The sequence below is a fragment of the Planifilum fimeticola genome (genome assembly GCF_003001905.1).
Classification (GTDB): Bacteria; Bacillota; Bacilli; order Thermoactinomycetales; family DSM-44946; genus Planifilum; species Planifilum fimeticola.
In genome coordinates this window covers 1-13,300 of sequence record NZ_PVNE01000011.1, presented here as the reverse complement: position 1 = coordinate 13,300, position 13,300 = coordinate 1, and the positions used below count along the sequence as shown (strand labels likewise).

At 59.6% G+C, this 13,300-nt stretch carries 10 protein-coding genes, 1 pseudogene and 1 riboswitch; of the genes and pseudogenes, 7 read left to right on the top strand and 4 right to left on the bottom strand.

Going from position 1 to position 13,300, the window contains the following annotated elements; all coding sequences use genetic code 11:
* Nucleotides 1–31: 31 nt before the first annotated feature.
* The 3 genes from pdxA to CLV97_RS08245 are packed head-to-tail and all read right to left on the bottom strand — an operon-like array spanning nt 32 to nt 3,077.
* Nucleotides 32–1,042, bottom strand: a complete 1,011-nt coding sequence (gene pdxA, locus CLV97_RS08255) for a 4-hydroxythreonine-4-phosphate dehydrogenase PdxA (RefSeq protein WP_106345055.1) — start codon at nt 1,040–1,042, stop codon at nt 32–34.
* Nucleotides 1,039–2,298: a four-carbon acid sugar kinase family protein gene (locus CLV97_RS08250; RefSeq protein ID WP_106345054.1), complete on the bottom strand. Its 1,260-nt coding sequence runs from the start codon at nt 2,296–2,298 to the stop codon at nt 1,039–1,041. Before CLV97_RS08250 ends, pdxA begins: the two co-directional genes overlap by 4 nt.
* Nucleotides 2,295–3,077, bottom strand: a complete 783-nt coding sequence (locus CLV97_RS08245) for a DeoR/GlpR family DNA-binding transcription regulator (RefSeq protein WP_106345053.1) — start codon at nt 3,075–3,077, stop codon at nt 2,295–2,297. Before CLV97_RS08245 ends, CLV97_RS08250 begins: the two co-directional genes overlap by 4 nt.
* A 257-nt stretch (nt 3,078–3,334) precedes the next feature.
* Between CLV97_RS08245 and CLV97_RS08240 the strand changes: the two genes are divergently transcribed.
* The 6 genes from CLV97_RS08240 (at nt 3,335) to CLV97_RS08215 (ending at nt 10,413) form a co-directional block, all read left to right on the top strand.
* The gene (locus CLV97_RS08240; RefSeq protein ID WP_245891441.1) at nt 3,335–4,462 is read left to right on the top strand and encodes an HAD family hydrolase; all 1,128 of its coding nucleotides are present in this window, start codon (nt 3,335–3,337) and stop codon (nt 4,460–4,462) included.
* A 139-nt stretch (nt 4,463–4,601) separates the two neighbouring features.
* Entirely contained in the window at nt 4,602–5,219 is a 618-nt protein-coding gene (locus tag CLV97_RS08235) for a superoxide dismutase (protein WP_106345051.1), read from the top strand.
* Between the two features lie 103 nt (nt 5,220–5,322).
* The gene (locus tag CLV97_RS08230; RefSeq protein ID WP_106345050.1) at nt 5,323–5,610 is read left to right on the top strand and encodes a small, acid-soluble spore protein, alpha/beta type; all 288 of its coding nucleotides are present in this window, start codon (nt 5,323–5,325) and stop codon (nt 5,608–5,610) included.
* 163 nt (nt 5,611–5,773) lie between these two features.
* Nucleotides 5,774–5,900, top strand: a riboswitch (SAM riboswitch).
* A gap of 85 nt (nt 5,901–5,985) precedes the next feature.
* Nucleotides 5,986–7,299, top strand: a complete 1,314-nt coding sequence (locus CLV97_RS08225) for a homoserine dehydrogenase (protein WP_170070414.1) — start codon at nt 5,986–5,988, stop codon at nt 7,297–7,299.
* Between the two features lie 89 nt (nt 7,300–7,388).
* A complete protein-coding gene (gene rlmD / locus CLV97_RS08220) occupies nt 7,389–8,780 on the top strand; it encodes a 23S rRNA (uracil(1939)-C(5))-methyltransferase RlmD (protein WP_106345134.1) in 1,392 nt (463 codons plus the stop codon).
* A gap of 28 nt (nt 8,781–8,808) precedes the next feature.
* Nucleotides 8,809–10,413, top strand: a complete 1,605-nt coding sequence (locus CLV97_RS08215; protein WP_106345133.1) for an amidohydrolase — start codon at nt 8,809–8,811, stop codon at nt 10,411–10,413.
* Nucleotides 10,414–10,674: 261 nt separating this feature from the next.
* On the opposite strand, the gene CLV97_RS08210 is transcribed toward CLV97_RS08215, so the two are convergent.
* Complete coding sequence (locus tag CLV97_RS08210) at nt 10,675–11,790, bottom strand: ZIP family metal transporter (protein WP_170070413.1); 1,116 nt, start codon at nt 11,788–11,790, stop codon at nt 10,675–10,677.
* A 520-nt stretch (nt 11,791–12,310) separates the two neighbouring features.
* Here CLV97_RS08210 and CLV97_RS08205 point away from each other — a divergent pair.
* Nucleotides 12,311–12,784, top strand: a pseudogene (locus tag CLV97_RS08205) (IS630-like element ISBs2 family transposase); the annotation flags it as partial.
* Nucleotides 12,785–13,300: the final 516 nt, after the last annotated feature.

Sequence of the window (13,300 nt, the reverse complement as noted above, 5' to 3'; positions counted from 1 at the left end):
GGTGAAGATGGGGGACCCCCGGAAAGCTCCATCAGGGTCCCGGTTTTTTGGACGAATAGGTGATGGCCGCCCGAATCGCCTCCATCATGGATACCGGGGAAGCGATTCCCTTCCCGGCGATGTCGAAGGCGGTGCCGTGATCGACGCTGGTCCGGAGAAACGGCAGTCCCAGGGTGATGGAGACGGTTTTCTCGAAGTCGATCATCTTCGCCGCGATGTGCCCCTGGTCGTGGTACAGGGAAAGGACGGCGTCATAGGCTCCCTTGCGGGCAAAGTGGAACACCGAGTCGGCGGGAACGGGGCCCACGACGTCCATGCCCTCCTGCTGTGCCCGCTTAACTGCCGGGAGGATTCCTTCGATCTCCTCCGTTCCCAGAAGCCCCCCTTCACCGGCGTGGGGATTGAGGGCGGCCACCGCCAGGGTCGGCATTTTCCCCGTGAGGGATGAGAGGGCCGAATAAGCGCGACGGATTCCGCCGTAGACGAAGTCGGCATCCCTCATTTTGCGGCAGGCTTCCACCAGGGGGAGATGCCGGGTGAGGAAAAAGATCTTCACGTTTTGGATCTGAAACATGGTCATCTCTTCCCGGCTTCCCGCCATGGCGGCCAGCATTTCCGTGTGTCCGATGTAGGGAACGCCGGCGGCCTTCAGCGATTCCTTGTTGATCGGGGCGGTGACGATGGCGTCGATGGCGCCCTCCTTGGCCCATTCGGCCGCCCGCTGGATGTATTCGAAGGCGGCTCGGCCGCAATTTTCCTGCACGACACCCATCCGAAGGGAAGGGACGTCGATGTTGTCCATATCGAGGACGTCCACCGTTCCAGCGGTGTACCGTCCCTCGGAGGGTTCTTTAACGCGGTGAATCTCCAGGGAAAGCCCGAGCTGCTCCCGGGTGCGCTCGAGCACCCGGGCGGAACCGATGGCGAGGGGGCGGGATGTCCGGTAAAATTCCTCCTCCTTCAGCGCCTTCAAAGTGATCTCGGGACCGATGCCCGCCGGGTCGCCGATGGTGATGCCCAACAGGGGTCTGTTTGTTGTCATCTCCACTCCTCCTGTACGGGATATTTGTTGTTTCGCGGGGGATGGGGGGCTTCCAACAGGGAACGGACACAGGCGACGATGGCCTCCCGGCCTCCCGCCGCTCCCCCTTTGGTGGCGATGTTCATGCCTTCGAAGGGACCGCCGACGATCCGGGACATTACCGCCAGAGGAAGGATTTCCTCCAGCAGTTCCACGGCTTCCGCACCCAATTCCCTCAAGACGGCGGCAGCCACTTCACCGCCGGATAAAAACAGTCCGTCAAAGGGACGGGAGGCGATCCATCTTCGAACGGCCCGGGCGAGGGCGAAGGAGGGATTCGGGCCGGAGTAGGGGATGCGGTCCGTCCGCAGCAAGAGAAGGAAATGATCCCGCAGCAGACGGTCCATCCGGGTGCCGATTTCATCGACGGTCCGGCGGAAATTCCCCTCCTGCACCAGCCGGTTCAAGTCCACATCGATGATGCCCGGGGAAAAGGTGCTTTGGACCACCTCCAATTGTTCGCGGGTGGTGGGCGCCGGGGTGCCTGCGATCAGCAGCAGGCGTTTTTTCATCGAGGCTTTGGCGGTGGCGTATGCCGCCGTAAAGGGTCCCGGATCGACGGGAAGAAGGGGGATGTCCAGGGCGGCCCAGGCCTCGGCGAGGGCCTCAATGTCCCGTTCCGACTCGGCGTCGCAGACCACGATTTTGGCTCCCTGCGCCACTGCTTTGGACAGAGCTTCCGTTAGGTGAGGGGCTTTTCCCGTTTCCACCCATTCCACCGGCAGGGAGGTCTGGGACCGGATCAATTCGACGACATCGGAGGTGCGAACCGGGGAGTAGAGGTCCCTCCCGACCTCCGTCTGGTGGACGGGGACGCCGTGGACGAACAGCGTCTTCCCCCTTGTGATCCTCCCGGAAGCCGGGAAAGAGGGCACGACCGCCGCCACCGCATCCCCGGGGCAAGCCTGCAGAATCGCTTCGGTTTCGGCGCCGATGGCTCCCCGCAGGGTGCTGTCGATCCGCTTGGCCAGTTGCAGGGTCTCGCCGGAGGGCAAATCCCGGAGCCGGCGGGCCATCCCTCGGACCCGCTTTCCCGCTTCCCCGGCGGGGAGAAGGCGGGAGTTGGCGTTCCACACGATGCCGTCCCAGGAGGACAGGTGTTCAGGGGATGCGCGGTGGTCCAACAGCGCCGCCACCCTCCATCCCTTTTTGCGGAGGAGGACGCCGGTCGCGTTGGCACCGGTGATGTCGTCGGCGATCACCGCCAGCCGGGTCATGTTTCGCTTTCCTCCTTCGAAGCGATGATCACTTCGATGCCCGCCTTTTGGCAGGCTTCGGCGCTCTCCGGGGGGATGCCGTCATCGGTGATGATGGTGTGGAAATCGGTCAGATCCGCAAAGGAGAGGAGCGCCCGCTGTTCGAATTTGCTGGAATCGGCCAGCAGTACCCTTCGCTTGGCGCTTTTCATCATCGCCTGTTTCATGGAGATCTTGGTCATGCTGTTGGTCATGGCGCCGCGTTCCAGATCGAAGGCATCGCAACCGATGAACGCCGTGTCCACGTTGAATCCGGACAGCATCGCCACGCCGTGGTGCCCCTCGAGGCTGTACACCTTGGGTTTCAGCTGCCCTCCGGTCAACACCACGTGAAGGCCCTCGATGTCGCCCAATTCCAAGGCGATTTTCAGATCGTTCGTGATCAGCATGATGTCTTGGAGGGAGGCCGTCTGCCGCGCCAGCCGCAAGTTGGTCGAACCGGCATCGAGGATGACGCTCTGCCCCGATCCGATCAGAGCGACGGCCCGGCGGGCGATCGCTTCCTTGGCCGGCTGGTTCCTCTCATCTTTCCACCGGTGGGGAAACTCGCGGCGGGGATCCTCCCGCAGCATGGCCCCACCGCGGGTACGGACGATTCTTCGTTCCGCCTCCAACACATCCAGATCCCGGCGGATGGTCATCGCGGACACGCCGAACCGTTCGGCCAATTGATTGATCTGGGCGGAACCCTCCGTCTCAATCTGTTTCAGGATCAATCGTCTGCGCTCGGCGGGCAACATGGACCGGTTTCGCTCCTTTGATTACAAACAGAAATGAACAAAAGATGTGTTATATATTGTTTTAAAATGATTGTATTTGTGATATTTACTATATCCCTTTGAAAAAATTTCGTCAACGGTTTTTATGCAACCATTTTTTGGGGAGTTGGGGGTGCGCACCTGCCGGCCCTCTATGATTTTCCCCGCCGATCTGGTAAAGTATAAGAAATGTTCAGGGAAAGGTTGAGCTTTGACGGGGGGAACGGCACTTGTACAGGATGATCTTGTTTGACGTGGACGGGGTGTTTCTCAGCGAGGAGCGCTGTTTTGACGCATCGGCCCTGACCGTGTGGGAGATGTTGCACCACCCGGAATATTTGGGATTGTCCGGGGAAGACTTTACACCGGAACCCGATGAGGAGACCATCCGCCGGATTCGACGGGAGGTGTTCGTCCAGGACCGGGTGCTGGACTGGCTGAAGGCCCGCGGCATCAACTCCAACTGGGACATGGTGTTTCTCACCTTTTCCTGCCAGCTTTTATCCCTTCTCCGCCGGCTGGAGGAGATCCGGCCAGGCTGGAGCCGGAATTGGCTCGAGGAGCCGATCGACGCCGAACGGTTGAAGGGACTGGGCCGGGCGGCACGGGATGCCGGGATCGATTTCCGACCTTCCTACGATGCCTTTATTCCCGCTTTTTCCACGTCCCGGGCGGAAAAGCACGAACTTCTCCTCCATCTCAACCGGCTCGCGGAGGATTGGCTGGACGTTCAAAAGCCGGCTTTTTCCCGAAACAGCGCCCTGTGGGAACTGGGGAGATCGGCGTTTCAGGAGTGGTATCTCGGCGAGGATTTGTATCGGAGGGTCGAGGGAAGTAAGCCCCGGACGCCGGGAAAGCCGGGGTTTCTTCACCAGGAGATTCCCCTGGCCCCGAAGGAGGCGATCCAAAGGACATTGCGCCGCCTGCGCGACCGGGGCATCGTCCTGGGGATCGGGACGGGACGCCCCCGCCTGGAGACGGAGGTGCCCCTCCGGTCGCTGGGTTTGCTGGATGCCTTCGAACCGGAACGGATCGTCACCGCCAGCGAGGTGGTTCGGGCGGAGGAGTCCCATCCCGACCGCGCCCCGCTGGGCAAGCCGCATCCCTTCACCTATGTGAAGGGCTATTTGGGCCTGAAGGCGCCGGATGAAGCGTGTCTTGACGCCGATTTTCCGCTTCCGGGGGCCGAAGAGGTGCTGATCGTCGGCGATTCCGTCGCCGATCTGTTGGCGGCGCGCCGGATGGGGTGCCGTTTCGCCGCCACCTTGACGGGGTTGACCGGGGAAAAGGCGCGGGCGAAATTTGAGGAATTGGGTGCCGATTACATTGTGGAGGATGTGACCGGACTGCCGGAAGCGATCTTCTGAAACTTTTCGCGAAAAAAAATTGACCATATCCGGGATTTTGGGTCATAATAATAGGGGAAGCCGATGATGGGCTGATGATTGGGCATGCTAAGCAGGCCATCCTGTTCAAACAAAACTTACATATGGAGGGATCACGTGTATGGCGAAGTTTGAATTGCCCGCGCTGCCTTATCCCGCCAACGCGCTGGAACCGCACATCGATGCGCAGACGATGGAGATTCACCACGGTCGTCACCACGCCACCTACGTGAACAACCTGAACGCTGCGTTGGAAGGCCATGCCGCCCTGGCCGAAAAATCGCTGGAAGATCTGATCCGCAATATTAACGAGGTGCCCGAGTCGATCCGCACCGCGGTTCGCAACAACGGGGGCGGTCACTACAACCATACCCTCTTCTGGGAAAGCATGAGCCCCAACGGCGGCGGCCAACCGACCGGGGAGCTGGCCGACGCGATCAACCAAACCTTCGGCAGCTTTGAAAAGTTCCAGGAGGAATTCACCAAGGCGGCCCTCACCCGTTTCGGCAGCGGATGGGCCTGGCTGGTTGTGAAATCCGACGGGAAACTGGCCGTAACCAGCACCCCGAACCAGGACAATCCCCTGATGGACGGCGACAAACCGCTCCTGGGCATCGACGTTTGGGAGCATGCCTATTACCTGAAATACCAAAACAAGCGTCCGGATTATGTGAAGGCCTGGTGGAATGTGGTGAACTGGGAAGAAGTGAACAAACGCTATCTGAACGCCCGCGGATGAGGAAAATTTCCCGGGCTATCCCTCCGGTTTCGACCGGAGGGTTTTTTGTGTCGGTGCAAGAGAGACGGGCGGCTGGACACACTAAGACCAGGGGGTGGAAGAGATGGCGCGCAGGCGTCGCCGCAACCGGCTGCTGGTGCCCCAGGCCCGCGGAGAAATGGATCGGCTGAAGGCACAGGTGATGAGCCGGGAGTTGGGAACGGGCCCGATGAATCCCGGAGAGGTCAAGTTCGAAGTGGCCCGCCGTTTGGGCGTTCCGCTGAAGCCGGAGGACAACGGCGATCTGAAAGCCGCCGAGGCGGGAAAGATCGGCGGTGCCATCGGCGGCCACATGGTGAAGGAAATGGTGAGAAGGGCGGAAGAAGCGCTGGCCCGCCAGATGCGCCCCTGAGGTGAAACGGCCCGGCGACCGGGCCGTTTTCATGTGCAATCTCCGAGCCGAGGAGGCGGAACCGTTCAAATAGAAAAAATCGTTTTGGACAAAAAAAAGATTTGACAAAGGGGGTCCGCTGTAAGATAATAAGGACTAATTAAATTGCATAGCTTGACCCGACTCGTTATCCAGAGAGGTGGAGGGACTGGCCCGATGAAGCCCGGCAACCTTGCCTTGGCACCCACGGGGTGCTTTCCAGGGGCAAAGGTGCCAATTCCTGCAGTGCCGGGGGCGCTGAGAGATAAGGAGCGGGGTATGGATGTTGCGTTTACATACCCTCTTCTTATTCGAAGAGGGTTTTCATTTTATCCAATGCACAGGGAGGGAAGCGGAGTGGACCGGATCGATGTGGCCCTGTTGGGGCTGGGGACCGTGGGAACCGGCGTGTACAAAATGCTCCAAAGCAATCAGGATGTGATCGCACGCCGAACCGGACTCCTGTTCGAAGTCAAGCACATCCTGGTGCGCGATCCGAACAAGAAGCGGAAAGTGGACGGAGTGAAAAACCTGCTCACTACCCGGTTCGAGGAGATCATGGCGACAGGGGTCGATGTGGTCATGGAAGCGATGGGCGGGGTGGAGCCTGCCCGAACTTACATCGAACGGGCCATCCGCTCCCGATGCCACGTGGTGACGGCCAACAAGGAACTGATCGCCAAACATGGAGCGGAATTGGAAAAGCTGGCCCAGGAGCACGGGGTTCAGCTCCTGTATGAAGCCAGTGTCGGCGGCGGGATTCCGGTGCTGGGCACCCTGCAGCATTTCCTGAAGGCGAACCGGATTCTGCGCGTTTCCGGGATCTTGAACGGCACCACCAATTTCATTTTGACGCAGATGGGGGAACATCAGCGCTCCTTTGAGGAAGTGCTGGCAGAGGCCCAGCGGCTGGGTTACGCGGAGGCCGATCCCACCGCCGATGTGGAGGGATTTGATGCCGCCCACAAGCTGACGATTCTCAGCCGTCTCGCCTTCGGAGCCGTGGTGCCCGTCGACGAGATCGCACGGCGGGGCATCACCGATATTTCGCCCGCGGAGCTGGAATTGGCCCACCGGTTGGGGTATAGGATCAAACTGCTGGCCAAGGCGGAGCAGTTCGGGGAGGAAGGTCCCGTTGCCCTGCAGGTGGGGCCCACCCTGGTTCCCCTTTCCCATCCCCTGTCCGGCATCAACGGTGTCTACAACGCCATCCATATCGAAGCGGACACGGTTCAGGACGTGACGCTGGTCGGCCAGGGAGCGGGGGAACAGCCCACCGCCAGCGCCATGGTGGAGGACCTTTGCAACCTTTTCCGTCTCCCCCTTCCCCGGCCGCTGTCCTACCGGCGTCCGCTGGTTCTCCCCGTCTGGGAAGAGGGGGGAGCGCGCTTCGCCTTCATCGAGACGAAGGATCGCCTCGGCTCCGATATCTCCCAACAAGTGAAGGAGCGATTGAAACGGTTCGGAACTTCGGCCGTGGATGTCGCCTGGTTGCCGGGGGACGAGCGAAGCGCGCTGGCGTTGATTTTGCGCCGCTGGGATCCGTCCCTTCAGGAGAAATTGACGGAGGAACTGGAGCTGGAGGCGGAGAGGGTCGTCTTTCGCCCCCTGCTGGGTACGCCGGAGCCCGTCGGCGCCGAACGGGAGGCGAAGATCAGTTCGGCTCAGTGAAGTGGGAAAAGGGACTGCCTGTGTGGTATGATGGCCGCACAGGCATTTTTCTTTTCGCCGGCAACCGGCAGGGAAAGGAACGGAAAAAGATGAACAAAACCGAACAATCTGTGCGCCTAGCCGAAGGGCAGGTGATCCGGCTTCCGGTACGCCGGATGGGGATCAATGGAGAAGGGATCGGATACTTTCGAAAAAAGGTGGTGTTCGTCGAGCGGGCGATTCCCGGGGAGACGGTGTTGGCCAGGGTGTTTGAGGAGGGGCGGGGGTTTGTCCGGGCTCGCCTCCTTCGCGTCCTCAAACCCTCAACGCACCGGAGAGAACCTCCGTGCCCCGTCTACGAGGAATGCGGCGGTTGTCAACTGCAGCACATTGATTACCCCTTTCAGCTCCGCTTGAAAAGGGAGCTTCTGAAGGAGGCCTTTTCCCGTTACACAGGCCTGAAGAATTTGCCCATCGCCCCCGCGGTGGGAATGGACGATCCCTGGCGATACCGGAACAAGGCGCAATTGCCGCTGAAGCGGATCGGCGGGCGCGTGAAAATGGGAATGTATTCCGTCAGGTCCCACCGGCTGATCGAAATGGGGGATTGCGCCGTACAGCATCCGGAAGTGAATCGGACCCTGGAGGAGGCCCGCAGGGTGGTGGAGGAGCTGGAAATTCCGATATATGATGAGCGTAAGCACACCGGTTCCCTCCGCCATCTCGTGGCGCGGATCGGCCTTCAAACGGGGGAGGTTCAGTTGGTGCTGATCAGTCGCACTCCCGATCTTCCCCGGGAGAAGAGCCTGGTGAAGCGGCTGAGGGAATGCCTGCCCCGGCTGGCCAGCATCGTTCTTAATGTCAATCCCCGGCGAACCTCCGCGGTGTGGGGGGAACGAAGCCGGGTGCTGTGGGGGGCGGATGCGATCCGCGAAGTGCTGGACGAACGGATTTACGCCCTTTCCGCTCCCTCCTTTTTTCAGCTGAATCCGGTACAGACGGTCAAACTGTACGACGAGGTGAGACGGGCGGCATCCCTCACCGGGCGGGAGACCGTGGTGGATGCCTACTGCGGGGTGGGAACGATCGGTCTGTGGCTGGCTCCGGAGGCGGGCCGGGTGATCGGGATGGACACGGTCCCCGAAGCCGTCCGGGACGCCCGGGAAAACGCCCGCCGAAACGGGATCAACAACGCGGAATACCACGTGGGGCGCGCCGAAGAATGGCTTCCCCGACGGGTGTCGGAGGGATTTCGGCCCGACGTGGTGATCGTCGATCCGCCCCGGACCGGACTGGGAGGGGAACTGATCGACGCCCTGATCCGGGTAAAGGTGCCACGGCTGATATACGTTTCCTGCAACCCCTCCACCCTGGCCAAGGATTCCGCACGTCTTCTGGAGGGGGGATACCGGATCGGCCGGATCGTCCCGGTGGACATGTTTCCGCAGACCTCCCATGTGGAGGCGGTTTGCACGCTGGAATGGGATGGGGAAAAAGCCTGACCGGATGCAGAAAGGAGAGGGGATGCCGATGGAGAAGGTGCTGTTGACGGGCGGACGGATCTTCACGTTGGATGCGGAAAGGCCGGAGGCGGAAGCCCTGTATGTGGAAAAGGGTCGCATCGTCGCCCTCGGGGACCGCGAAGAGGTGGAGCTGCAGCACGGACGCGCAGGTGTCCGCCGGATCGATCTGCAGGGGGGCTTTGCCGTGCCCGGCCTGGTGGACAGCCACCTCCACCTGGCCATGTTCGGGAGGAAGTTCCTGTTGATCGACTTTTCCCGAACCCGTTCCAAAGAGGAGATGCTTCGGCTGCTCCGGGAGCGGGTGGCGAAGACCCCTCCGGGGGAATGGGTCCTGGGGTCCAATTGGGATGAGAACCGGTTTCGGGAAGGGGAAATTCCCACCCGGGAGGAGCTGGATGACGTCGCTCCCGGCCATCCGGTCCTGCTGACCCGGGTTTGTCACCATGTCCGTCTGGCCAATTCGGCGGCCTTTCGGGCTGCGAAAGTGGCCGAGGATGCTCCTGATCCGCCGCGGGGAGCCTACGGCCGCGACGCCTCGGGGAGGCTGAACGGCTTGATCTATGAGGAGGCTTCCCGGCCCTTCCTCGACGCGCAGCCCCGTCCCACTTTTGGCCAGTGGAAGGAGATGGTCCGACAGGCCGTAAAATACGCCCTTTCCCGCGGGTTGACGGGGGCCCATACCGACGATCTGCGCGAGTTGGGAAGCATCTCCGACACCCTCCGGATTTATCGCGAGCTGGTGAAGGAAGGGAACCCCTTTCGCACCCACCACCTGATCTACCATCCTCATCTGGGAGAGGCGGAGGAACTGGGCATCCGTGCGGGGGACGGCGACGAATGGGTCACCGTCGGAGGAGTCAAGATCTTCGCCGACGGCTCCTTGGGCGGACGCACCGCTCTCCTCAGCAGGCCCTACCGCGATGACCCGGAACGTACGGGCATGGCCGTCCACTCCCGGGAGGAAATGTCGGAACTGGCGGGAAGAGCCCGCAGGATGGGGTATCCCATCGCCGTTCACGCGATCGGGGATCTGGCGGCGGAGCGGGTCATCCGGGTGTTGGAGGCGATTCCCGGTGAGGGAAGAAGGCGCCTGCCCGACCGGCTGATCCACGCCTCGGTGCTGAGGCGGGACCTCATCGCACGGCTGAAAAGGCTGCCGGTGGTGCTGGATATCCAGCCCCGGTTCGTCGCCGGAGACTTTCCCTGGGTGATGGATCGATTGGGGCCGGAGCTTTCTCCCTTCGCCTACGCCTTCAAGACGATGCTTCGGGAGGGATTGGTCTGTGCCGGGGGAAGCGATGCTCCCATCGAACCGATGGACCCCCTGTTGGGGATTCATGCGGCCATCACCCGACGCCCGCCCGGAGGGGAGGGGCCCCCGGAAGGTTATTCTCCAGGAGAACGGCTCACCCCGAAGGAAGCGCTGGCCCTCTTCACCCGGGGAAGCGCCTTCGCCGCCGGGGAGGAAAAGGAGCGGGGCACCCTTTCCGCCGGCAAATGGGCCGACGTGACCGTTTTCGATCGAAATCCGTTGGAGGTCGATCCGGAGGAGCTGCCGGAGGCCCGGGTGATGATGACCCTGGTCAACGGGCGGATCGGTTACGAGGGATAATCAAGAAAGCCGCCTCCTTGGATGGCGGCTTGAGACTGCCGACAAACCTCGGAGCCGGAAATCGGGATGCGTTTTTTCGCCTCGGCTCCGGGAAGTGGCGAGTCGCTCGATGAAAAATCGCTTTCCTCTTGATACGTTGTCAATCGCCGGAAGCCGCTCCGTTTCGGGGCGGCCTTTTGTGTTGGTGCTTCAGGTGCGGGCACTGTCCCCGGGGCAAGCGGTGCAAGGGAATGGCGGGGCGATTCGCTTCCTGTTCAATTTTCACCGAACCGACAGGGTGACGCTGTCTTCGATTTTCTTTCCCCGGTGCGTCAGGGGGCGATGATCGTTGCTGTTCAACTCCACCCGCAGGGTGTGGGTTCCCGAAGGGAGCGAATCCAGGTGGAACCAGGGGGCGTACAGGCGGGCGACTTTCCGACCGTCCACGTATAGATGGGCGTGCCCTTCTCCCGGGCGGGGATCCCCGTTGACCCGTTCCGGAGCGAACCGGAAGTGGGAAGTGGACACGTGGATGTTCCATCCCCCCTTCGCATCCGGCTCCACCTTCATTTCAACCTCGGGCGCCGGCAATCCCCCGGGAACCTCCAGCGGAGCGTGATGGTGGGACATGGAGTGGGAGGCGGATTCGATAGAAGGTGAGGCCGTGTGGTGCGTGTGGGGATGGGCATCCGCCGGGGCGAGAAGCTCGCTTCCCCATCCCAAAAGCCCGTACAGCAAAATGCCGGACAGGAGCCACCCCATGCCGCCCCAGCCGCGCCTTCGGTTGACCGCCGGCCACAATTCAGTCCCCGCGATATAAAGCAGAATGCCCGAGGAAAACAAAAGCGGAATGCCCGCCGCCGAAATTTCCGCCACGGCGAGCGCCGTTCCGGTTCCCAGGGCGGTGCTGGCGGCCAGGATTCCGACGGCCGCCATCGCTTTTTTTCTCTTTCCGTCGGCCACCGCGAGGGAGGCGATCGCCACTCCCTCCGGGAACTTGTGCAACACCAAAGCGGACAACACCGCCAGCCCCAGGCGGGCGTCGGTGTGAAACCCGACTCCCAGGGCCACCCCTTCGAAAAAGGAGTGGATTCCCATTCCGGTCAAGGCTCCCCACATCGCTCCCGGAGAATGAATCTTCTTTTTCTCCCTTCTTCCGAGCCATCGCTGCAACCCGCAGGCGGCAAGCAGCCCTGCGAGAACCCAGGGGATTCCGTTTGGCGATTCGGCCAATCCGTGGGGAAGCATGCCCAGAATGGCCACCGCCAGCAACACTCCGGTGCTGACGGCCAAGAGCGCCTGAAGACCCTGCTGTGACCAGTGTTTTTTCCACCAGATCGCACATCCGCCGAGGAGGTATCCCAGGGCGGAGACCGCCACCCATCCCCAAACCGCCATCGCTTTTCCTCCTTTTGATCGCCACAATCTGCAGGGAGCGGCCCCTCCGGCATCCTGCAGAGGCGGATTGCAAAATAAAGGGTTTGTTTTAGGATGTATGAGACGACTCCGGCGGTTATCACCGGTTTTCCGTTTTGTCGGATTCGATGGGTTCCCCTGGGCGGCGGGCGGAGCACACTCAGCCGACTCCCGCGAGCACAGCGAAACAAGCATGTGTGAAGCGGAGCACGATAACGGTTTGGACCGACCCGACGGCTTTCGTCAATCAACGGACCCTTGGCAGGTCCTATCAAAAATAAAAAGGCAGCCCATGCTGCCTTATCCCTGAAAAAATGAAATGATCGCTTACGGCCTGTGGGTAAACAAGCAGAGGCTTTGAACGGTATGAAATTTACGCGTTCAAAGCGGGGAGGCGCCGAATACACGAATCTTACCTCCTACAAAGCGTAAGCCCCGATTATAACAAACTTGTTAATAAAGATCGCCCTCATTTAACCAACCACTGAGGTTTCCTTGAGTACAAGCGATTCAAAAAACATGGTTTGTCAAAGGAAAACAACGAATCATTCCGACGTTTGGAAAACATCAAGGGCTGAAGCTGATTGGCACGTTGAACTACGAAACAGGGGAAGTGTTTTGCATCGAAGAAGAACGCTATGACGCGGAAACATTTCTTCGATTTCTTCAACTTGTGTTAGAACGCTATCCCACAGGCAAAATAGTGATGATTTTAGATAACGCTCGAATTCACCATGCCAAACTCATTCAGCCATTTTTAAAAGAACACGAAGATCGGTTAGAGCTCGTCTTTTTGCCACCATACAGTCCGCAATTGAACTTGATTGAAGGGCTATGGAAATGGCTGAAATCAGACGTGATTTACAACGTGTTCTATTCGAGTGTGCAAGAAATTAGAAAGAATGTCCAAGCCTTTATTCAGCGAATCAACCAGAAACCAGAACAAACGATCGATCGTTTGTGTGTTCAGTTGTAAATCTTTAATTCAACTTATATACGTTAAGTACCGAAAAGAAGTTTTTTAGTTTTGACATTAACTATTTGATGAGAAAGGATTGAATAATTTGTTGGATTGTGAATCCTTTCATCATCAGTAGTTAATGATAGATACCAAGAGGGAAAGGGGGAGTGAAGGATGGCTAAGTTTGATGATTTTGATTTGGACATTGTTGTCAAAAAGCAAGACAACATTGTACAACCTAATTTAGCTTAAGGAAAATCGATTATTTAGAGAAAATATTTCTAGGGAGAGGAGATCGAATCATGAAGGAAAAAATTAAAATGGTTACTACTTTGATTGCTTTTATCTCATTAATTGTGGTAGGGGGAGTTAGCGCAGCGTCCTATGTTACCTACAAGCTATTTCAAAAACATGATCTGCCAATGTAAAATGGAAGTATGAGTACGAGACATGAGCTGACAGACGAACAATGGGCTGTGATTGAGCCCCTGCTCCCCAAACCGAAACCAGGCCCCGGGCGTCCGCCCGCCG

Excerpts from the sequence above, each read along its gene's own strand:
- CLV97_RS08210 (WP_170070413.1), bottom strand. The coding sequence starts at position 11,790 with ATGGCGGTTTGGGGATGGGTGGCGGTCTCCGCCCTGGGATACCTCCTC.
- CLV97_RS08240 (WP_245891441.1), top strand. The coding sequence starts at position 3,335 with ATGATCTTGTTTGACGTGGACGGGGTGTTTCTCAGCGAGGAGCGCTGT.
- CLV97_RS08250 (WP_106345054.1), bottom strand. The coding sequence starts at position 2,298 with ATGACCCGGCTGGCGGTGATCGCCGACGACATCACCGGTGCCAACGCG.
- CLV97_RS08230 (WP_106345050.1), top strand. The coding sequence starts at position 5,323 with ATGGCGCGCAGGCGTCGCCGCAACCGGCTGCTGGTGCCCCAGGCCCGC.
- CLV97_RS08245 (WP_106345053.1), bottom strand. The coding sequence starts at position 3,077 with ATGTTGCCCGCCGAGCGCAGACGATTGATCCTGAAACAGATTGAGACG.
- CLV97_RS08215 (WP_106345133.1), top strand. The coding sequence starts at position 8,809 with ATGGAGAAGGTGCTGTTGACGGGCGGACGGATCTTCACGTTGGATGCG.
- rlmD (WP_106345134.1), top strand. The coding sequence starts at position 7,389 with ATGAACAAAACCGAACAATCTGTGCGCCTAGCCGAAGGGCAGGTGATC.
- CLV97_RS08235 (WP_106345051.1), top strand. The coding sequence starts at position 4,602 with ATGGCGAAGTTTGAATTGCCCGCGCTGCCTTATCCCGCCAACGCGCTG.
- pdxA (WP_106345055.1), bottom strand. The coding sequence starts at position 1,042 with ATGACAACAAACAGACCCCTGTTGGGCATCACCATCGGCGACCCGGCG.